The sequence below is a fragment of the Mucilaginibacter rigui genome, assembly GCF_014773275.1.
GTDB lineage: Bacteria > Bacteroidota > Bacteroidia > Sphingobacteriales > Sphingobacteriaceae > Mucilaginibacter > Mucilaginibacter rigui_A.
Window position 1 is genome coordinate 121645 of sequence record NZ_JACWMW010000003.1, and the last position, 21257, is coordinate 142901.

Consider the following 21257-nt stretch of genomic DNA (forward strand, 5'->3'; position numbering starts at 1 on the left):
GGTTTAATTCTGCTGTCAGTCTGAGCCTGTCAAAGACCTGTGAAAGCGACTAATGGTTCGGCGAGCTCACCATGACATTCCACGATGTGTTAGTTTGGGCTTGTTGAAGACCTTACTGCAATCGTTTTTTCGCCAACTCAGCTTTATAAACCTCATTTAGCTTTGGCGATGGGTTGGTAAGCAGGTATATCCTTGTGCCTTTTTCGCGTGCCAGAGGGGTTAATACTTCGCCGGTTTTGCGGTAACTTTCCAACATTGGGCTAAGCCTGCGCTCTACGTTATCATCGTCATCCACATAAATAATATAATGCGCGTTCAAACTATCGGCCGCCCATAGCTGAAAACTGCTATTGAGAGATGTTACATCAGGTATTTTATATTTTTTACGATAATGATGAAGGGCGCCCGCCTCGCCGTAGTTATCGGCATATACCTGGGTGTGCTTTTGCTGTTCGGGCGTTAATGCATGGTACGTGTCGCCAACTTTTTTGGCCATTTCATCCCAGCCAAGCATGTCGGCATAATCCTGCGTAAGTGGGTGCTGCTTCTGGTCTTCCCATGTAACTAAAAATTGCAGAAATGTATAACGTTCTGTAGTATGCTTAATAAACGCCACGGTGCTGTTTAGCGGTAATATGGGCAGTACCAGTGGAAGTAATAATACATTGGGTACAACAAATAACAGCACAGTAGCAGTACGCAAAATATAAGCCTTGCGGTTCAATATCCGTTCGAAAGTAAAACCGCCAGCGGCAAACAGCATGGGGTAGGCACCGAACAGGTAGTAAATTTTACCGTTCATCTGCAGCAAAAACAAAAATATAAGCACATAAGCAATAGCCATAAACCTGAACCTGCGCAGCCTGAACGAGAACAGCAAACTAATAAAACCTGCAAGCCACACAAAAAGCGCCGGGCCGTTAACTAAAAGCTGCTGTTTAATAAAATCCGAGGGGTGTATGTAATCCAGCTGGGTTTCCCGCAGTTCTTTCATGTGGTGGATAACCGGCAAATGATGCACAAACTGCCAGATAATATTAGGCAAAAATATAAGTATAGCTAATAAGGCCGAGTAAACTACATGCTTATTGAACAGTAATTTACGTTCGCGGCTTATTAAAATACCTATAATAAGCGATGCTGTGAAGAACGCCATGGTATACTTGGTAAGCATGCCAATGCCAACGGCAACACCAAGCCAGTATAGGTATTTTACAGTAGCGGTATTTAAGTATTTAATGAATAGCCAAACGGTAACCACCCACCAAAGCTGATCGAACACTACGGGTTGGAATAGGTACCCGCTGGCAGCAAAGGCCGGCGCGAAGATGAGCGCCAAACACGCCAGCGTAATGGCAAACCTGCGCCCGCCAAGTTCGGCGGTTATTTGGCCGGTAAGCCATACAATAAAGCCGCTGGCAATGGTGCTGAATATACGCGCTGCAAAAACAGAATCGCCAAAAATGTTAAGGGTTATTTTTGCCAGTAGGGCTATGAACGGTGGCACTTCTTTATACCCCCAGTCAAGATGGTCGCCTAAAACAAGGTGTAATAATTCATCGCGGTGGAAGCCAAAATTGCTGATCGCAAACAGGTTGAGCACTATTTTTAATGCAACAAAGATCAGTATAAAGGTTGAATACGATGACCTCCGGTTTTTATAAGGCATTGACGAATTTAGGATGGTTTTGCTAAAGGTAGTAAAATTGGAGAAATGATGAAATGACAAAGGACAAAAGATGGGAAAGCTTATGCATTCTATCCTTTGTCCTTACCCTTCGTATAAAAGAATTATACCCTTTTTATATCGGCACCAAGTGCTTTTAGGCGTTCATCAATGTTCTGGTAACCGCGTTCAATCTGTTCGATATTGTAGATGGTAGATTGGCCCTGCGCCGATAATGCAGCGATGAGCAATGATACTCCCGCACGGATATCCGGCGAGGTCATGGATATGCCGCGTAACTGCACCATTTTATCTAAACCGATAACGGTAGCGCGGTGTGGATCGCAGAGGATAATATTGGCACCCATATCAAGCAATTTATCCACAAAGAATAAACGGCTTTCAAACATCTTCTGATGGATCAGTACCGATCCTTTTGCCTGAGTAGCAACTACCAGCACAATGCTCAGCAAATCTGGAGTGAAGCCCGGCCAGGGTGAATCGGCAACGGTTAGTAACGAGCCATCAATAAAGGTATCTATCTCGTAATGGTCCTGCGATGGGATGTAGATATCATCACCACGGCGTTCCAGTTTAATACCCAGGCGTTTAAACACATCAGGTATCATACCCAGTTCGTCGTAGTGTACATCTTTAATGGTGATCTCTGACCCGGTCATGGCGGCAAGGCCTATGAACGATCCAATTTCTATCATATCTGGCAGCATACGGTGTTCAGTGCCACCCAATTGGCTTACGCCCTCAATAGTTAACAAGTTTGATGCAATGCCGCTTATTTTGGCACCCATGCGGTTAAGCATTTTACAAAGCTGCTGCAGGTAAGGCTCGCAGGCAGCGTTGTAAATGGTGGTAGTACCTTTTGCCAGCACAGCTGCCATCACAATGTTGGCTGTACCGGTTACCGATGCTTCATCTAAAAGGATGTATGTGCCTTTCAGGTTTGAGGCATCTACATTGTAAAAGCCGTTATCGGGGTTAAAATCAAAACGTGCGCCTAATTTTTCGAACCCTAAAAAGTGAGTATCTAACCTGCGGCGCCCAATTTTGTCACCACCCGGTTTTGGGATAGATGCTTTGCCAAAACGCGCCAAAAGCGGTCCCAGTATCATGATAGAGCCGCGCAGGCCGCCGCCCTTGGTTTTAAATGCTTCAGAATTAAAAAAATCCTGGTCAATCTCTTTGGCCTCAAAAGTGCAGGTATCGCGCGATATGCGGTTCACCTCAACACCCATATCGCCCAGCAATTCTATCAGCTTGTTCACATCCTGTATGTCAGGTATGTTGCTGATGGTCATTTTCTGGTCGGTAAGTAATACGGCCGATATAATTTGTAATGCTTCGTTTTTTGCGCCCTGAGGGGTTATTTCGCCCTTAAGTTTTTTACCGCCCTGTATTTCGAATGCGTTTTTCATTTATTTTTTATGGTTGATGCTATAGTTTATCTTGTGGCAAAGATTATAAAATAATCGCATATGCGGTTACAACATCCCTGCCATTATATAGGCCATTAGCTAAAATCAATTAATATTTTTTTGCGCCTCCAGTGTTACGGTTACGGTTGTTTTGGTTGTTGTTATTACGCGGGTTATTGTTGTTGGTACGGCCGCCACCACCGCCACCGCGGTTGTTTTGGTTATTGGTACGCCCGCGGCTATTATTATTGTTTTGGTTATTATTATAAGGGTTGGCGCGGAATTCAACACGGTTAAGGTTTATGTTCTCTTCCAGTTTTAAAACGCCGCCCGATAAGGCGTACAGATCTGACAGGATGATCTCGTCGGCAACAGAATCTTTGTTCCATTGCACGTAAGCCATTTTCATGAAGTTGGCAATAGCCTGCACCATGTGGCGCCTGCGATCGGGCTCTTCAATGCTTTTGGCCTTCTCTATCATCATTTCTATGGTTTTACCATAGTGCTTGTATTTGATACGCTGATGCGGATATTTAAGCGGCTCGGGTTTCAGATGAATAGCCTCCGGGCTTGGTTTTGGGTAGGGCGAATCAACATCCAGCTGAAAATCGGATATGATGTGCAGGTGATCCCAAAGCTTGTGTTTAAAATCGGCCACATCGCGCAGGTGCGGGTTTAAAAAACCCATCAGGTCTATCACTACCTGCGCGTATTTGTTGCGCTCTTCTTTGGTAGGTAACGCTACGATGTATTTCACCATATTTTGCACGTTACGGCCGTATTCTGTTAATAAAAGTTTATTCCTGGTTGAGTTATAATCAAACGGACCAGGCAAATTTGTTAATGCCATGTATGTTTTTAATTAAATAATTGTCTTGAAGGTGTTTTTCGGCGCATGGACAGTTTCTTAGAACAGAAGGCAGAAACCGGAGAACCAAAATGAATGAGTACGAAGTACTAACGCAAATATAGGGTAAATGTGTTAAAGCGCAAATTATTAAATGTGTTGAGCAGGAGGCTCGTATGGAGCCGGTTAGGTTGTTTTATTCTATAAACAGGATGCTCCCCAGGAGCGTTATAAAAAGTATAGGTTATGAAACTCCGGAGGAGTTGCCCGTTTATAGAAAAGCAATCAACAAGTTTTAGCTCCATAGGAGCCTCCTTCAATATTTTACTCGTTACTTTAGCGTTAAAGTAATTATATGATCATCACCGCCATCGATATTTACCGTTTCAGCATCCCAATGGAACCGTTTACCATAGCCACCGGTACTATGGACCACGCACAAAATGTATTTATCCGTATTTATACCGATAAAGGCTTTTATGGGGTAGGCGAATGCTCGGCCTTCCCGATGATAGTCGGCGAAACACAGGACACCTGCCTGGCCATGGCAAAAGATTTCGCGAAGCTTTGGAAAGGGCAGGATGCCCTGGATATCCCTGCCCGCATGCAGCAACTGCATGATGCTGCTGCCGGCAACAGCACCATTAAAAGCGCTTTTGATATGGCCTTGTATGATATAGCTTCAAAACATGCAGGCCTGCCTTTATATAAGTTTTTACGCGGCAAAAAACGCGTTGTTGAAAGCGATATCACCATTGGGATAGGTACGCCTAAAGTAATGGCCATGAAGGGTATAGCTTTTAAAAGAACCGGCGCCAATATTTTAAAAGTAAAGCTTGGCAAGGGTGCTGAAACTGATGTAGAACGCATTAAACAGATTAGAGAGGCGGTTGGCTCCGAAATGAAGATTAGGGTTGATGCCAACCAGGGCTGGAGTTTTGACGAAGCCGTTTTTGCCCTGCAGGCGATAGGCCAGTATGATATTGAATTTTGCGAGCAGCCCATGCGCACCTGGTACAACGACCGCCTGCCTGAACTGATGAAGCTCTCGCCCGTAAAAATCATGGCCGATGAGAGTGTGTATAACCATCACGATGCACGGATGCAGATAGAAAGCGGCTCGTGCCATTACATCAACATTAAAATGGCAAAATCCGGCGGGATACTGGAAGCAAAGAAGATCCATGATGTGGCTGTGGAACGCGGTATCCCCTGTATGATGGGCGGGATGCTGGAAAGCCGCATAGCCCTGAGCAGTAAATTGCATTTTGTGTACGCCAGCCCCAATATTCATTTTTATGATATGGATACCTGTATGCTGGGCCATTTGGTTGACCCCTGCATTGGCGGCGTAACCTACGATGGCTACAAGTTAAATATCAGCAACGAACCCGGGATAGGTGCAGATGCGGATGAAGCATTTTTGAAAGGATGTGAGAAGTTTACGATATAATACTGTAGAGACGCGATACTTCGCGTCTCCCTTGTGCAAAATCCGCTTTGTGCCGTAAACAAAAAGAGACGCGAAGTATCGCGTCTCTACATTGAATTGTATTTTGATCTTACTTACTCAATTCCGCAAAATATTTGTGGAACAATGGGATGGTTTCTATCCCCTTGTAGTAATTAAAAATGTCGTATTTCTCGTTTGGTGAGTGGAGGGCATCACTGTCAAGGCCAAAGCCCATAAGCACGGTTTTAAGACCAAGCTCAGCCTCAAATAAAGCTACGATCGGGATGCTGCCACCACCTCGCGTTGGGATAGGTTGCTTGCCAAATGCTTCGGCAATGGCTTTTTGTGCCGCGCGGTAAGCAACGCTGTCGGTTGGGGTAACAACCGGTTCGCCGCCATGGTGCGGGGTAACTTTTACCTTAACATAAGCCGGGGCTATTCTCAGGAAATGATCAGTAAACAGTTGCGTAATTTTCTCTGATGTTTGGTTCGGTACCAAACGCATCGAAATTTTAGCATTTGCTTTTGATGGCAGTACGGTTTTAGCGCCTTCGCCAATATAACCGCCCCAAATGCCATTTACCTCAAGGGTTGGGCGGGTGCCGGTACGTTCAAAAGTGGTGTAACCTTTTTCGCCCCATGTTTCGGCAATATCCAGGTCTTTTTTGTATTCTTCTTCGTTGTATGGTGCGGCGTTTAGTTCAGCGCGTTCGGTTGGGGTTAGTTCGGTTACATCATCATAAAAACCCGGAATGGTGATATGGTTATCATCATCATGCAGGGAGGCTATCATTTTGGCCAGGATGGTTGCCGGGTTAGCTACAGCGCCACCATAAACACCCGAGTGCAGGTCGCGGTTAGGGCCGGTAACTTCAACCTCCAGGTATGATAAGCCACGCAGGCCGGTTTCCAGCGAAGGGTTCTCCATACTGATCATCGAGGTATCAGAGATCAATACCACATCAGCCTTAAGGCGTTCTTTATTTGCTTTTACAAATATGCCCAGGTTGTTTGAGCCTACTTCTTCCTCGCCCTCTATCATAAATTTGATATTACATGGCAGGGTGTTGGTTTGCATCATCAGCTCAAAAGCTTTTACATGCATATAAAACTGACCTTTATCATCACAGGCACCGCGGGCATAAATTTTACCATCGCGCACGGTTGGCTCAAAAGGCGGGGTTTTCCAAAGTTCTAATGGGTCGGGTGGTTGCACGTCGTAATGGCCGTAAACCAATACAGTTGGCAGGGAAGCGTCGATGATCTTTTCGCCGTAAACAATAGGGTAGCCTGCGGTTTTGCATACTTCTACATTATCGGCACCGGCATCGGTTAGTTTTTTGGCTACGTAGTCGGCAGCGTTTAAAACATCGGGCGCGTATTTTGGGTCGGCGCTAACAGAGGGGAAGCGCAGCAGTTCAAATAATTCGTCAAGCAGGCGTTGCTTGTTATCTTCTATATATTGCTTTATTACTTGCATAGGATGCTATAATTTGAAGCAAAGATAGTAGTTTATTTTAGGGGCGGAAGAGGGTTGCATGCAAAGGATCGTTACCAATGATATGCATGTCTGTTTTTATCACGCAAATACGCTGTTGTCGGTCTGAGCCTGTAGAAGACTTTACGCTTGGTAAATGGTTCGACAGGCTCACCATGACAAATTATTTGATTATCATTTCCGCCCTTGTTGGTGTTGTCACCAACAAGCCGCCATGCATTAAGGCTTTGCAATTTCAAAGCTGTCCTAAATGTTGTTGGTGACAACACCAACAACGGCAAAAATGATATGCATGTTTGTTTTTATCACGCAAATACGCTGTTGTCAGTCTGAGCCTGTCGAAGACTCTACGCTTGGTAAATGGTTCGACAGGCTCACCATGACAAATTATTTGATTTATCATTCAGCCTTCTCAACCACAACAGCAGTACCATAAGCCAGTACCTCGGTAATACCCTGCATTACCTCGTTGGCATCATAGCGCATGCTGATGATGGCATTTGCACCCAATGCCTGCGCGTGTTGTATCAGCAGGTGATAGGCTTCTTCGCGGGCGTTTTCGCAAAGCTCTACATAAACAGAAAGCCTGCCGCCAAAAAGCGATTGAATGCCACCGGCAAAATTACCCACAACGCTGCGGCTGCGAACGGTGATACCGCGCACCACGCCTAAGTGTTTAACAACCTTGTAACCGTCTAAACCGGTGCTTGTAGTGATGAGTGAAGTATCCATAGTAAGGGATTTAGTGTTTGTTTATAATATATAGACACTATTTCCTCAAAAATGTTACCAAAGCAGGGTTAACAATATCAGCCTGTTCCAGATAGGGCAGGTGGGCCGCATCATCTACCGGTAAAAATTCTGCTTTTAATACACTGCGTATCGAGTCGCTGTAGGTAAAAGGTACTGTTTTATCTTCTTTGCCCCAAACCAGCAATACCGGTTTATGCAGGTTGTTAAGCGCTGTATTGCTTTGGCGGCCGTTGTATGAACCTGTATAATGATAGGTAGTTGAAACGATGGCATGCCTGAAACCCTTATACTCCATTTGCGGGCGGTATTGCTCAACCCAGTTAGGGTATTTATCGGGGTATTTAAAATCGCTCATCTGGCCAAGCGCGCGTTCCTCGGGTTGTATAGCTTCATAATACTCGGCAATAAATTGCGGCATTTTGGGGGCCGTTGAAGGGTAGCCCGGATCTATCAGCACAACTTTATTTACTATGTTAGGATATGCTACCGTAAAATCGGTAGCCAGCATGCCGCCAAATGATACACCAACCAGGCTTACGGGTTGTTTAACGTTAAGCTTTTCTAAAAGCTCTTTTAACTGATCAAAATAAAGCTGCTTATCGTAAGCCACGTTGGGCCTGTCAGAATAGCCACGGCCAAACTGGTCGTACCGCAACACACGGAAACCATGCTCGGCAAGGTATTCATAAGTGCCGTTCCAGATATAATAGGGTACACTAAAACCGTGTAAAAGCACTATTACCTTGCCGGTATCGGGGCCATCCAGTTCATAGTGGGTAACTCCACCGCTTAGTTCAATATAACTACCGTTTGTGTTTTTGCGGAGTTCGTAGGTAAGTTCTTTCTTTTCGGTGTTGTAATGGGCATATATAATATAGGCAGCAACCGCACCTAAAATTAAAAGCACCACAACAAACCAAAGCAGGTTCTTCAAAAATTTCATATCAATTAGGGTTATTGATTTAAGGAATAAAAATAGCAGAAATATTTAAGTTTGTACCGTAAAGGATATTCCAAAAATGCGTATAACTATCATCGGCTCGGGCAACGTTGCCACACATTTATCGGCGGCATTAAAAAATGCCGGGCACCGTATTGTGCAGGTGTATAGCCGTAATATGCATAACGCAGCCTTGCTGGCTTATCATGTAGGTGCAGAAGCTATAGACAGCCTCCAAGAGATCACCGGCGATACCGACCTGTTTATTGTAGCCATAAAAGATGATGCCATAGCTGAATTTGTACCTCATCTGTCTTCTTTCAATAAGCTAATAGTGCATACATCAGGTGCTGTTGAGCTGCAACAATTGCTTGATTTTATAAGTAATGCAGGGGTATTCTATCCCTTGCAAACATTCAGCAAAACAAAAGAGGTAAATTTTAGGGAAGTACCGCTTTGCATTGAAGGGGCTGATGAAAGCATCGCTAAAATGCTGGAACACCTTGCCCGTGATATCAGCAACAACGTTTACCGGGTAAATTCCGCGCAGCGTAAAGTATTGCACCTGGCCGCTGTGTTTGCCTGTAATTTTACCAACCATCTGTATAGCGTAGGCGAACAGCTTTTATCCGGGAGCGGTATGAGTTTTGATATGCTGCGCCCGTTAATAGCCGAAACTGCCGATAAAATAAAAGAACATCGCCCCGCTGATGTACAAACCGGCCCGGCCGTACGTAACGATGATTTGACAATGCAGGCGCACCTGCAAATGCTTAAAAAACAGCCCGATTTGCAGGAGATATACACACGGTTAAGTCAGGATATTATCAAAAACCACAACACTCGCCACGGGGATAAGTAATTTTGTTACTTTTGCCAAAATGAATATTTTTAAAGTAAAGATTAACTTTGAGGAGAAGGACCATGAAAGCGTGGAACTGCCTATTGCCGAAGGGGAATCTGTTTTAGACGTTTGCCTGGAAAATGGCATTGAGCTACAGCATAACTGCGGCGGGGTTTGCGGTTGCAGTACCTGCCATATTTATGTGAATAAAGGGATGGACAACATCCAGGAGATATCTGACAAGGAAGAGGACTTCATTGACAGGGCTGTTAACCCGCGTATCACATCGCGCCTGGGCTGCCAGTGCGTTATAATTGACGGCGATATAGAGGTAACCCTGCCAGATCAATCCGGCTTTATGGGCCATTAATGCTAAATTTAATAACATTACTCACAACCAGAAAATGACAGACGATAAATTCGCCCTACCCATACATTGGAATGATTACGAAGATATAGCCATGAGCCTTTACGAAAAGTTTGGTGATGATTTTGGCGAATCGAAAATATACCGCATCCGTTTTACCGAGCTTTTGGATTGGGTACTTAGCCTGCCGAACTTTGCCGGCACCCGCGAAGAATCAAACGAAGGCCACCTGGAGCAAATACAATCAGCCTGGGTGTACGAGTGGAGAGATAATCAATAGTTTCAGTTTGCAGTCAGTAATGACTCAATGACCTTTTAAAGATGGAATCCTTTTTAACCAAGCTTAAAGATATAACCACGTTTATTTTTGATGTGGACGGCGTGCTGACCGATGGGTCGATATTTGTGACCGAAACCGGTGTGCAAAGCCGTGCCTTTAATATTAAAGATGGTTACGCCCTGCAACTGGCCGTAAAATGCGGTTACCATGTGGCGGCCATATCCGGCAGCCGGTCAAAAAGCGCATTGTTCCGTTTAAACAGTTTGGGTATCAATGATGTGTATTTGGGTGCGCATACCAAATCTGAAAGGTTTAAGATCTACATCGAAGAGAAAAGTATTAACCCGGCTAATATCCTTTATATGGCCGATGATATCCCCGATCTCGCAGTAATGAAACTGGTTGGCCTGCCGGTTTGCCCCGCAGATGCCGCCGAAGAAATAAAAGCCATTAGCACCTATGTATCGCCTTTTGCAGGTGGTAAAGGCTGTGCCCGCGATATTATTGAAAAGGTAATGAAGGTGCAGGGCAAATGGATGAATGCCGAGGCGTATAGCTGGTAGGCGGTTAAGTCAAAATTCAAAAAGTCAAAATTCATACTGATGAGCGCTTTTCCACCAATTATTCTTGCATCAAAATCACCACGTAGGCAGGAGCTTTTAAAGCTGATGGATATTGATTTCCGCGTGGTTTTAAAAGAGGTGGATGAATCATATCCCGATGGGTTAACACCTGCAGAAATTGCGCTTTACATTGCCACACAAAAAGCGGAGGCCTTTGACGAAGATGTTAACAACGAGGTAGTACTTACTGCCGATACCATTGTTGCTATTGACGGCCTGATATTGGGCAAGCCCGAATCATCAGAACATGCGGTAGAGATGCTGCACCGCCTATCTGGCCGGATGCATGAGGTTTACACAGGGGTTTGCCTGCTTTATAAAGGCCAATACAATAAGTTTTACGACAGGAGCGAAGTGTTTTTCCGCAAGCTGACAGATCTCGAAATCCACAGTTATGTTGAAGAATATCAGCCTATGGATAAAGCCGGTTCCTACGGCATCCAGCAACGCATAGGCCTTATCGGCATCGAGCGTATCAACGGCTCATATACCAATGTGGTAGGCTTGCCTACCGAGAAGGTTTACCAGCAATTGGTAAGGCTGAAAGCTTAATTTTTCAAATTCATAATAAACTATGTCATTGCGAGCGATAGCGTGGCAATCTTAGCATATCCGAATGTCCTATGAGATTGCCACGTCACTACGTTCCTCGCAATAACATGGTAGTCGATTAAGACGCGAGGTATCGCATCTCTACAGCTTTTTACTATTATTCTTCCTGTTCACATCCGGTAACGCATTATCCGGATCGATGGTTACGCTTTCAACATCCTGAGTTGTTGGCAGGGTATAAGTGGTTACTTTATTTTGTAGCCAGGTTTCCACCGGGAAATAGGTACGCTGCTTGCTGCCATCTTTCATTTTTGCTTCTACCGTAAATGGCATAGCCATCATTTCTTTATTGGCGATGGTTAGTTTTACGCCTTTGCTGTGGTCTTTGTCTGCGTATTTAGCATCTATCAGGGCTATATCCAACTTGTAGTTATTATAAAACCAACCGCGCCAAAACCAGCTTAAATCTTCGCCCGCGCCGTTCTCCATCGAACGGAAAAAATCATCTGGCTGCGGGTGTTTGTAAGCCCATTTAGCAATGTAATTACGGAACGCATAATCAAACCTGTCCTTGCCCAGGATCTGCTCGCGCAGCAGTATCAAACCAAAAGCGGGTTTAAAATAGGTTAACGGGTGGCGATATTTCTCGGGGATGGCATCAGGTTGGGTCATGATGGTTGGCGAGTTGGGGTCGATGATATGCGCGATGATCTCATCGGCAGGGTTGCCACCACCCGGTGCATACTCTCCGTCGCGTTTTGGTGCGTATTCACCTTTGTTGAATGCGTCAGACGCGTAAACATCTATAAAAGTGTTAAAGCCTTCATCCATCCAGGCAAAGCGGCGTTCATCACTGCCTACTATCATCGGGAACCAGTTGTGGCCAATTTCGTGCGCGGTTACATAAAAAAGCTCGCCGCCCTTATCGTTCATCCCGTCAAACAAAATTCCCGGATACTCCATGCCACCGGCTATACCAGCTTCGTTTATAGCAGTAGGGTATGGGTACGGGTACCATTTTTCTGAGAAATGCTCTATAGCACCCTTCAGGTATTCGGTAGAGCGGTCCCAGCCATCTTTGCCCTGGCTCTCTACCGGGTAAACCGACATGCTCATAGACTTTTTACCGCCCGGCAAGTTTACCCTCGCGGCATCCCAGATAAATGCCCTGGAAGCGCCAAAAGCAACATCACGTGTGTTCAGCATTTTGTAATGCCAGGTAAGCGTGCCTGTGTTAACCGGCCTTGATGATTTATCATTTATTTCGGCTGCAGTGCGGATCATGATGGTTTTATCGCTGTTGCGGGCTGCTTCTAACCTTGCAATTTGTTTGGCTGTTAATACTTCTTTCGGGTTTAGCAGGTCGCCGGGGCCGGCAACCAATACATCCCACGGGACGGTTACCGAATAATCGATATCACCGTACTCGCAGTAAAACTCGCCACTACCTAAAAATGGCGCTGTTGCCCAGCCACGGCTATCATCATAAACACATACCCGTGGGAAAAACTGCGCTATCTCGTAGATCTTGCCGTTTTTGGTATCCACATAATCGGTGCGGCCACCAAAATTACCGGGGATGGTATAGCGATACCTGATGCTTAGTTTAATAATGCCTTTGCCCAATGGTTTTGCCAGGCGCACCTGCATACGGGTATCGGTAATAACAAATTTAGCTTTGGTATGGATATCGCCGGTAACAATATCTACCGCCTCTATTTCGTAGCCGCTGGTATGCTGTGTTGCCTGCGCACCGGTAACAAAGTTTGAGCGGGCGTCTTTTTTATAAGTGTTCTGGTCCAGTTGAAACCATAGGTACTGCAAGGCATCGGGGCTGTTGTTGGTGTAGGTAACATTGGCAGTGCCGGTTATTGTTTTGGCTATGGTATCCAGCTTTACGGCCAGTTTATAATCCACACGGTTTTGCCAGTATTTTGGCCCCGGTTCGCCATTGGCAGAGTGGAACTCATTTCCCTTTTCGGTATACGGCAGGGGCGAGAACAGCACCGATGGCTGATAATTGGTAGTGATGGTATCGTTAGCATTTTTTTGAGCCTGTGCAAAAGCGGCCGAAAGCAACAACAGGGAAGCACCGATAATTTTTTTCATGTAATGAGGATATGCAGGGCAATATACAAAGGATGCAGAAACAATTGAATTTGTATTCAAAAAGTTATCTGCATAAAAAGTTTAAACCCTTTTTATGGAAAAGTTAGCCCCGTTGCATCTTATCATAAAACGCAACACTATGCAGCCCATTAGAAGTATCAGCATCCCGCAGCCCTGCCACCAAAACTGGAACCAGATGACCCCGGTTGAACAAGGGAGGCATTGCACCCAATGCAGCAAAACAGTTACCGACTTTACCGCCATGACCAATACCGAGATCATTAATTACTTTGCCCGGCAAGGCAATGTTTGCGGCAGGTTTGGCGAAACCCAACTGGCGGGTTTGAATAATTACCTCGCTGTAGAAGAGAAGCCCCGTTTCTCATGGAAGAAACTAACAATTGCCGCGGCAGTAACAAGTTTATTTGCTACAGCTAATGTAAATGCGCAACGCACTTTAGGAAAAGTAAGTGTTGCACAGCCGGTTAATCAGATAAGGGATACGCCTGGGATTGAAAGTGTTACATACAGTACAATAAAAGGGAAAATAGTTGACGGCAACGACAATACCGCATTGCCTGGTGTAAGCATAATGGTAAAAGGAACGCGTATTGGCACCCAAACCAACGTGAATGGTGAATTTACACTACGAGTGCCATCAACAGCTGCAAGTTTGCACATATCATTTATAGGCTTCCAAAACTATGAAGCACAAATCAGCGACTTTGCAAACGAGCGCAAGTGTGTTTCGTTAAAGATGAGTGCTATGATGTTAGGCGAACCTGCAATTGTAATGAGGAAACGCCCTAATTTTATTAAAAGATGTTTGAATAAGGTAAAACGGGCATTTTAACCAAGCATCTGCGCCAGTACACCCTCTTTTAATGAGTAGGTTGACATGGTAACATCCGTTAAAGCCAGTTTTTGCATCATGTAGATAGTGAGCAAGCTGGCAACTACGATCATATCAACACGTACGGGGATAATACCTTTAATACTGGCTCGTAGCGCGTGGGTAGATTTGATGAGCAATTCTATCACATCCAGCAGGTCATCCGTGTCAAACTCATAAACTTTAGTTTGCTCAATATTGAATTTCCTGCCTTTTTTTAGTTCGATAACCTCGGCGAAACTTTCAAACGCACCCGATGAGCCGATAAGGGTTTTGGGTTTGTATTTTAATGCCGCTGCAAAAAGGTCTATTAAGGTAGTATCAAGGAAACGGGTAAGTTCTTTGATAGATGCTACGGGGATGGGGTCGGTTTGATGGAATTTATCCATTAACCTTGCAGCGCCAATCTCAAAGCTTTTTTTCCACAACACTTCATCCTCATTGCAAATAATAAACTCTACACTGCCGCCGCCAATATCCATAATAAGCGCGTTACTATCGGTTAGGCAACCACTGGTGTCAATGCCTTTGTAAATGTAACCGGCTTCCTGCTCGCCGTTGATGAGTTCTATCCGGATGCCGGTTTTTTGTTCTACCTGGTTGATGAAATCCTGCCCGTTAGCAGCACTGCGGATAGCCGATGTAGCAATGGCTTTAACATCAGTTACCTTGTGTTCCAATATCAAATCCTGAAAACGCTGCATAGCAGCCAGGCCGCGTGCAAAAGCCTGGGGCTGGATGGTGCCTTTGTTGATACCGTCTTCGCCAAGTTTTACCGCTTCGGTAGTTTTAAATATAGTGGTGAAGTTATCCGCAGGGCCTTCGGCTATCAGCAGGTGAAAGGTGTTTGTACCGAGGTCCATTACGGCAATACGCTTGTTATCCATCGGCGGCTAAATTAAAAAAGAAAAGGTGAAAGCCGAAAGCGAAAAGCCGAAAGCGCACTTTCAGCTTTTCGCTTTCGGCTTTCTGCTACTCTTTATAAAAGAACCATTTTACCAGCTCTTTATAACTTGCCTTTTTACCATACATCAATACACCAACCCTGTAAATGCGGGCCGCAACATAGGTGGTGAACAGAAAGCCGGCAACCATCAAGCTCATAGACAGGGCTAGTTGCCATGGCGCTACACCGCCAAATGGTATGCGTACCATCATGGCCACCGGGGCCGTAAATGGGATCATGGATAACCAAACAGCCAGCGGACTATCAGGCGCGCGGAAAAGTACTGTTACCGATAACAGATAGGTAAACAACAAGGGCAGCGTTATCGGGAACATAAATTGCTGGGTTTCTGTCTCACTGTCAACCGCCGAGCCTACTGCCGCGAACAAAGCGCTGTATAACAGATAGCCCGATATAAAGTAGAACAAGAAGCACCCCAGTATATAGCCAAAGGGTATATTTTGTAAGGTTTGCAAAGCGCCCATTATGCCGCTTGATGAACTATTGCCGGCAACTTTTGTCGCGATCACCGATAGTACTATCCAGGCTGTAAATTGTGTTAGCCCTACAAGGCCCACGCCAATAATTTTACCAAGCATTAATTGAAATGGTTTTACCGACGAGATGATCACCTCGATGATACGGCTTGTTTTTTCTTCGATAACCCCACGCATCACCTGCGCACCATAAATAAACAGCGACATGTAAATGAGGATGGCACATGCTATACCAACGCCCATTGAAGTGCCTACGTCGGCATCTTTAGTACCTGTTTCGGTAACCTCCATAGCATTTACGGTGACTTTATTTTTCTGCGCTTTATTTATAAGGGCCGTATCAATATGGTTAGCCAGCATGGTATTGGTAGATGATATCTGGTTCATTTGGTTCTCTACCTCGCCGGTAAGTATGAACGATGGCTTCTTTTTGGAGAAGAACTGTACAGGCTTATTAGCATAATCCTTTGATATTAATAACACCGAAAGGTCTTCATCATCCTTTAAACCTGTCTTAGCCTTTTCTAAAGGTTCATCAGTAGGGATAAACCTAATATTTTTGACGTTCTTTAATTTACCTTCAAACTCATGGCTTTCATCAATCACCTTAACCGTTTGTGGTTTGCTAACCTGGTTGCTGTCCTTAGCAACGTAGGCTATAAGTTTAGTCATGCCCGCAAGTAGCAGCGGTACAGCCAGCAACATCACTATAAAAGCTTTTTTGCGTACGCGGGTAACATACTCGCGTTGTATAATCAATAATACTTTTTTCATGATTTAGGATATTTGTTTTACTTTTTCGATGAAGATCTCATTCACGCTCGGGATAACCTCCTGCAGCATATTTATACGGGTTTTTGGGATCAGGTATTGGAGCACATCATTAGCCGAATTGTTGTTCAGCTTTAATTTAATAATGTGGCTGTTATCTTCGCCCGCAACTTCGCTGATGATATCAAAGGGTTGCGCACCATTAAAAACAAGTTGCTCGCCCGTGTATTCAACCAGGTAAGTATCGTTCTTGTACGAGTTACGGATAGTTTTAACCCTTCCGTCCAGTATCTTGTGCGATTTATGGATCAGCGCGATAGAGTCGCAAAGCTCTTCAACAGATTCCATACGGTGGGTAGAGAAAAGTATGGTAGCGCCTTTACGGTTCAGTTCCAATATTTCCTCTTTAATGGCCTCTGCATTAACCGGGTCAAAACCACTGAAAGGTTCATCCAGGATGATCAGATCGGGCTCGTGTAGTACCGTAGCTACAAACTGTGCTTTTTGCTGCATTCCTTTTGATAGCTCCTCTATCTTTTTCTTCCACCAGGTTTCCATTTCCAGCTTCTCAAACCACACTTTTAACCTTTTAGTGGCCTCATCGCGGGTTAGGCCTTTAAGGAGTGCCAGGTAGATCATCTGCTCGCCTATCTCCATTTTCTTGTATAGGCCGCGCTCTTCGGGCAGGTAGCCAATTTTGTCAATGTGCGACTGGTTTAGCCGCTCGCCGTTAAAGTATACTTCGCCCGAATCGGGAGCGGTGATCTGGTTAATAATACGGATGAGCGAAGTTTTACCGGCGCCGTTTGGCCCAAGCAGGCCAAATATTTTACCGCTTTCAACTTCAAGGCTCACATCGTCTAACGCGCGGTGGCCGGCGTATTGTTTAACAATGTTGCGAATGCTTAGCATATTAGGGTTTAGTTTGTATGCTAAATTAGATATTATTAGCTATTTATTGTTACAAGTATGCAGCAGCAATATTGTATATAAACACATGGTGCTTTAATTATTAGGCTATAATATTAAAAATTAAGAAAAGTGTACTTATGTGCTTATAAATGTGCGGTTTTGGAAAGTAATGCTATGTTTTTTGCTAAAAAATAATTTTTAAAAACATATTTATTACTCTATGGTTATAAATTGCAATAAATGGCGTGTTGCCATTATGGTAAAACACACTGTATGTTGAATTTATATATTGTTTATCTAATTAAAAACGAATGAAAAAAGTATTATTATTAGTAGTGGCAGGCTTCCTGTATTTCGGAAACAGTGCAAAAGCACAATCTTATCAAAACGCGGCAGGCTTGTCTATCGATTTTGGTGATGGCTCTACTTTAGTTGGCCCGGCCATTAAGCATTTTTTTGATAGGAACAACGCAGGCCAGGCTGAATTGACTTTCGGTGGCGACCAAACTTTTCTGGGCGCATTTTATCAATATCAGGATAAAATACAAAACGCAGGCGGCCTAAACTGGTATTTAGGTATAGGCCCGCAACTGGCATTTGGCCATGGTAATACCGATTTTTACATCAGGCCGATGGTGGGTTTGGATTATAAGATAGCACAGGCACCACTTGCCCTTTCGTTTGACTGGCGCCCGGCATTTTATGTAGGCGATAATTCTGATTTTACTGCCGCACGGTTTGGCTTAGGGTTTAAATTCGTATTCTAAAAAATAAAAAATACTCACAACAAAAAAAGCCCTGCATCAATATTGATGCAGGGCTTTCTTGTATTTCGTACTTTCTGTTCTTACTGACTATCCCTTACTCAAAGTACTCCTTCATCCGTTCAAAAAAGCTTTTTTCGTTTTTGCCCGGGTTGGGTTTAAAGTTTGGTGAACCTTGCAGTTTTTCTAATGCTTCGCGTTCCTCACGGCTCAGGGCTTTTGGTGTCCAGATGTTTACGTGGATCAGTTGATCGCCGCGGTGGTAAGAGTTTACCTCCGGTACACCTTTGCCTTTTAAACGCAATATTTTACCGCCTTGTGTGCCTGGTTCCAGCTTAATCTTAGCCTTGCCATCAATAGTTGGCACTTCAATACTCGTACCTAATGCTGCATCAACAAAGTTTACATGCAGGTCATATATCACGTTGTTACCGTCGCGTTTTAAAGTTTCGTGCGGAATTTCTTCAATCAGGATGATCAGGTCGCCCGGTACGCCACCGCGTGGGGCAGCGTTACCTTTGCCACTCATGCTTAACTGCATCCCTTCGCTTACGCCGGCAGGTACGTTTATAGTAATGGTTTCCTCGCCGCGTACAACGCCATCGCCGTGGCAAACATTACATTTACTGGTAATGGTAGATCCTTCTCCGTTACAGGTAGGGCAGGTGCTGGTTGTTTGCATCTGGCCCAATATGGTATTGGTTACCCGGCGTACAGAACCCGCACCACCACAGGTTTTACAGGTAGAGAAGGATGATTTATCCTTAGCGCCTGTGCCATCGCAGGTTTTACAAAGTATCTGTTTGTTTACTTTTATTTTCTTTTCGGCACCGTTTGCAATTTCCTCAAGCGATAACCTTACTTTAATACGCAAATTACTGCCACGGGCAACCCTGCGGCCACCACCCTGGCGGCCACCGCCACCACCAAAGAAACCCTCGAACGGGCTGCCGCCGCCGAATATATCGCCAAACTGGCTAAATATGTCGTCCATATTCATGCTGCCGCCACCATAACCACCACCGCTTGCAGAACCTGCATTAGCCGCGTGGCCAAACTGGTTGTAGCGCTGCCGTTTTTCGGGGTTGCTTAAAACCTCGTAAGCCTCAGCAGCTTCCTTAAATTTCTCTTCAGCTTCTTTATCGCCCTGGTTTTTATCGGGGTGAAACTTAATAGCCATTTTACGATATGCTTTTTTTATCTCATCAGCATCAGCGCCTTTGCTAATACCCAGCACATCGTAATAATCTCTCTTAGCCATCTTTTAAATTAATTATTGATTTATTGAATTAGTGACTTAGTGAATTGAAAATCAGCTAAATCAATTTTGTATAATGGATTGAAAGCTGTGCAGAAGCTTAATAGCTAATCACTAACTCATTAATCCATTAATTTCCCTTACGCGCCAACAATTACCTTAGCAAAACGCACTACTTTCTCGTTAAGCTCGTAACCTTTTTCCATCTCATCCACCACTTTGCCTTTCATATCATCTGTTGGGGCAGGTATGCTGGTTATAGCTTCGTGCAAATCAGGATCAAAAGTGGTACCTATTGATTGCATTTCTTTTAAACCCTTTTGGGCCAATATGCCTTTCAGTTTGTGCTGTATCAGGGCAACGCCTTCTTTAACAGGTATTACATCGGTAACGGTATCCATAGCGCGTAATGCGCGTTCAAAATCATCAAGTACGGGTAACAAGGCAACAATTACATCCTTACCCTCGGTTTTGCGGGCATCCTCGCGTTCCTTAACAGTACGGCGGCGGAAGTTATCGAACTCGGCATACAGCCTTAAATACTTATCGTTAGCCTGAGATAACTCTTCCTTAAACTTTTCTTCGGCGGTAGGGGCTTCGTCAGTTTGGGTAGCCTGCTCTTGTCCGTCAACCTGTCCGTTCTCACTTGTCACATCAGCAGTGTTTTCGGGAGTTTCTGAATTTCCTTTGTTTTTTTTCTTTAGCATGTCATTAAAATTCATAGCAAATAGTGCTAATCAAGTATCCTGCCATCGGGTTAAACCCGACAACGTGTCAGTAATAATTAAATTTGAGTGAAAAGTTTGCAGATGCAACGATAGTTGGCAGTTTTTGGTTGGCAGTTTGCACGTCATTTTAACTGCAAACTGCTAACCGCTTGCTGCAACGCATCAAGCCATCTTTACATCCTCTAATACCTTGCCTGTTTCGCATTTAATAATACGCGACGGGAAGGTGCGGATGATATGATAATCGTGTGTGGCAACTACTACGGCTGTACCACTCTGGCTTATCTGTTTTAATAGCAATACTATTTCTTCAGATGTATCAGGGTCAAGGTTACCGGTAGGTTCATCGGCCAGTATAATTTCGGGGTTGTTAAGCAATGCACGGGCAATAACTACACGCTGCTGCTCGCCGCCTGATAGCTCATGAGGCATCTTTTTTAGTTTAGAGCGCAGGCCAACCTTCTCCAAAACGTCTAAAATACGGTCGGCAATTTGTTTTTTATCGTCCCAACCGGTGGCACGCATTACAAATTGCAGGTTTTGTTCAACAGATCTGTCGGTAAGTAATTGAAAATCCTGGAAAACTATCCCCAGCTTACGGCGCAGGTAGGGTACATCTTTAGTAGCCAGTTTGCTTAACTCGTAACCGCAGGCGTGGCCGGTACCGCTGGCAATACTCAGATCGCCGTAAATAACTTTCAGTAAACTGCTTTTACCCGAGCCTGTTTGGCCAATAAGCCACACAAAATCGCCTTTATCAATATGCAGGTTTACGTTTGATAAAACCAGGTGTTTTTGCTGAAAAATATCAACGTTATTTAGTTTTATAATAGAGTTTCCAATCATCTTATTTACAGCTCTAATTTTAATATTTTACCAAAAGGCAGGTCTTTAACAACGCCCATTATATAGTCGTACTTATCAGTAAGGCCAATTTTATCTAAAGATTTTTCGGGCCTGTCTACCCTAAAGTAAGCCAGTAAGGTGAATTTATCATCCCTTAGCTGCACGTAATCGGGTATTTTGGCAACGCCTTTTACTTTTATAATGTACATTTTTTTAGCTTGAAGCCGAAAGCACAAAGCTTTAAGCTTGAGGTTTCAAATTTACTTTTTTTAGCTGAA

Annotated in this window: 22 protein-coding genes; 8 read left to right on the forward strand and 14 right to left on the reverse strand. The window is 44.4% G+C overall.

Going from position 1 to position 21257, the window contains the following annotated elements:
- Nucleotides 1–112: 112 nt before the first annotated feature.
- The 3 genes from IDJ75_RS13945 to IDJ75_RS13955 form a co-directional block, all read right to left on the reverse strand.
- Nucleotides 113–1669, reverse strand: a complete 1557-nt coding sequence (locus IDJ75_RS13945; protein WP_191176248.1) for an ArnT family glycosyltransferase — start codon at nt 1667–1669, stop codon at nt 113–115.
- A 122-nt stretch (nt 1670–1791) separates the two neighbouring features.
- The gene (gene murA, locus IDJ75_RS13950; RefSeq protein ID WP_191176249.1) at nt 1792–3099 is read right to left on the reverse strand and encodes a UDP-N-acetylglucosamine 1-carboxyvinyltransferase; all 1308 of its coding nucleotides are present in this window, start codon (nt 3097–3099) and stop codon (nt 1792–1794) included.
- A gap of 109 nt (nt 3100–3208) precedes the next feature.
- Nucleotides 3209–3949, reverse strand: a complete 741-nt coding sequence (locus IDJ75_RS13955; RefSeq protein ID WP_191176250.1) for a DUF4290 domain-containing protein — start codon at nt 3947–3949, stop codon at nt 3209–3211.
- A 352-nt stretch (nt 3950–4301) separates the two neighbouring features.
- Between IDJ75_RS13955 and IDJ75_RS13960 the strand changes: the two genes are divergently transcribed.
- Nucleotides 4302–5399: a mandelate racemase/muconate lactonizing enzyme family protein gene (locus IDJ75_RS13960; protein ID WP_191176251.1), complete on the forward strand. Its 1098-nt coding sequence runs from the start codon at nt 4302–4304 to the stop codon at nt 5397–5399.
- A 109-nt stretch (nt 5400–5508) separates the two neighbouring features.
- Here IDJ75_RS13960 and IDJ75_RS13965 read toward each other — a convergent pair whose 3' ends face one another.
- The 3 genes from IDJ75_RS13965 to IDJ75_RS13975 form a co-directional block, all read right to left on the reverse strand.
- Nucleotides 5509–6879, reverse strand: coding sequence for a dipeptidase (locus tag IDJ75_RS13965; protein ID WP_191176252.1), 1371 nt, complete (start codon nt 6877–6879; stop codon nt 5509–5511).
- 417 nt (nt 6880–7296) lie between these two features.
- Nucleotides 7297–7629: a YbjQ family protein gene (locus IDJ75_RS13970; protein ID WP_191176253.1), complete on the reverse strand. Its 333-nt coding sequence runs from the start codon at nt 7627–7629 to the stop codon at nt 7297–7299.
- A 37-nt stretch (nt 7630–7666) separates the two neighbouring features.
- A complete protein-coding gene (locus IDJ75_RS13975) occupies nt 7667–8593 on the reverse strand; it encodes an alpha/beta fold hydrolase (protein ID WP_191176254.1) in 927 nt (308 codons plus the stop codon).
- A 76-nt stretch (nt 8594–8669) separates the two neighbouring features.
- Between IDJ75_RS13975 and IDJ75_RS13980 the strand changes: the two genes are divergently transcribed.
- The 5 genes from IDJ75_RS13980 to IDJ75_RS14000 are packed head-to-tail and all read left to right on the forward strand — an operon-like array spanning nt 8670 to nt 11256.
- Nucleotides 8670–9452, forward strand: coding sequence for a Rossmann-like and DUF2520 domain-containing protein (locus IDJ75_RS13980; RefSeq protein ID WP_191176255.1), 783 nt, complete (start codon nt 8670–8672; stop codon nt 9450–9452).
- Between the two features lie 19 nt (nt 9453–9471).
- Nucleotides 9472–9804: a 2Fe-2S iron-sulfur cluster-binding protein gene (locus IDJ75_RS13985; protein ID WP_067057979.1), complete on the forward strand. Its 333-nt coding sequence runs from the start codon at nt 9472–9474 to the stop codon at nt 9802–9804.
- A gap of 34 nt (nt 9805–9838) precedes the next feature.
- Entirely contained in the window at nt 9839–10081 is a 243-nt protein-coding gene (gene iscX / locus IDJ75_RS13990; protein ID WP_191176256.1) for a Fe-S cluster assembly protein IscX, read from the forward strand.
- Between the two features lie 41 nt (nt 10082–10122).
- The gene (locus tag IDJ75_RS13995; protein WP_191176257.1) at nt 10123–10644 is read left to right on the forward strand and encodes a KdsC family phosphatase; all 522 of its coding nucleotides are present in this window, start codon (nt 10123–10125) and stop codon (nt 10642–10644) included.
- 39 nt (nt 10645–10683) lie between these two features.
- Nucleotides 10684–11256: a Maf family protein gene (locus IDJ75_RS14000; RefSeq protein WP_191176258.1), complete on the forward strand. Its 573-nt coding sequence runs from the start codon at nt 10684–10686 to the stop codon at nt 11254–11256.
- 141 nt (nt 11257–11397) lie between these two features.
- On the opposite strand, the gene IDJ75_RS14005 is transcribed toward IDJ75_RS14000, so the two are convergent.
- Complete coding sequence (locus IDJ75_RS14005) at nt 11398–13365, reverse strand: M1 family metallopeptidase (protein WP_191176259.1); 1968 nt, start codon at nt 13363–13365, stop codon at nt 11398–11400.
- 94 nt (nt 13366–13459) lie between these two features.
- On the opposite strand from IDJ75_RS14005, the gene IDJ75_RS14010 reads away from it, so the two are divergent.
- Nucleotides 13460–14218, forward strand: a complete 759-nt coding sequence (locus tag IDJ75_RS14010; protein ID WP_224746605.1) for a carboxypeptidase-like regulatory domain-containing protein — start codon at nt 13460–13462, stop codon at nt 14216–14218.
- Here IDJ75_RS14010 and IDJ75_RS14015 read toward each other — a convergent pair.
- From IDJ75_RS14015 to IDJ75_RS14025, 3 genes are all read right to left on the reverse strand, one after another.
- Nucleotides 14215–15144, reverse strand: a complete 930-nt coding sequence (locus IDJ75_RS14015) for a Ppx/GppA phosphatase family protein (protein ID WP_191176260.1) — start codon at nt 15142–15144, stop codon at nt 14215–14217. The two genes, IDJ75_RS14010 and IDJ75_RS14015, sit on opposite strands and share 4 nt — an antisense overlap.
- Before the next feature lie 85 nt (nt 15145–15229).
- On the reverse strand, nt 15230–16474 hold the full coding sequence (locus IDJ75_RS14020; RefSeq protein WP_191176261.1) for an ABC transporter permease: 1245 nt from the start codon (nt 16472–16474) through the stop codon (nt 15230–15232).
- Nucleotides 16475–16477: 3 nt separating this feature from the next.
- Entirely contained in the window at nt 16478–17383 is a 906-nt protein-coding gene (locus tag IDJ75_RS14025; protein ID WP_191176262.1) for an ABC transporter ATP-binding protein, read from the reverse strand.
- 311 nt (nt 17384–17694) lie between these two features.
- On the opposite strand from IDJ75_RS14025, the gene IDJ75_RS14030 reads away from it, so the two are divergent.
- The gene (locus IDJ75_RS14030) at nt 17695–18150 is read left to right on the forward strand and encodes a hypothetical protein (protein WP_191176263.1); all 456 of its coding nucleotides are present in this window, start codon (nt 17695–17697) and stop codon (nt 18148–18150) included.
- Nucleotides 18151–18244: 94 nt separating this feature from the next.
- On the opposite strand, the gene dnaJ is transcribed toward IDJ75_RS14030, so the two are convergent.
- The 4 genes from dnaJ to IDJ75_RS14050 all read right to left on the reverse strand — a co-directional run bounded on the left by dnaJ (nt 18245) and on the right by IDJ75_RS14050 (nt 21188).
- Nucleotides 18245–19408 carry a molecular chaperone DnaJ gene (dnaJ, locus tag IDJ75_RS14035; protein WP_191176264.1) on the reverse strand — a complete coding sequence of 388 codons (1164 nt, stop codon included), beginning with the start codon at nt 19406–19408 and terminating at the stop codon, nt 18245–18247.
- A 137-nt stretch (nt 19409–19545) separates the two neighbouring features.
- Nucleotides 19546–20112 (reverse strand): nucleotide exchange factor GrpE, encoded by a 567-nt coding sequence (locus IDJ75_RS14040; RefSeq protein WP_191176265.1) that lies wholly within the window; start codon nt 20110–20112, stop codon nt 19546–19548.
- A gap of 183 nt (nt 20113–20295) precedes the next feature.
- On the reverse strand, nt 20296–20979 hold the full coding sequence (locus tag IDJ75_RS14045; protein WP_191176266.1) for a cell division ATP-binding protein FtsE: 684 nt from the start codon (nt 20977–20979) through the stop codon (nt 20296–20298).
- A 5-nt stretch (nt 20980–20984) separates the two neighbouring features.
- Entirely contained in the window at nt 20985–21188 is a 204-nt protein-coding gene (locus tag IDJ75_RS14050) for a fructose-6-phosphate aldolase (RefSeq protein WP_191176267.1), read from the reverse strand.
- Nucleotides 21189–21257 lie beyond the last annotated feature (69 nt).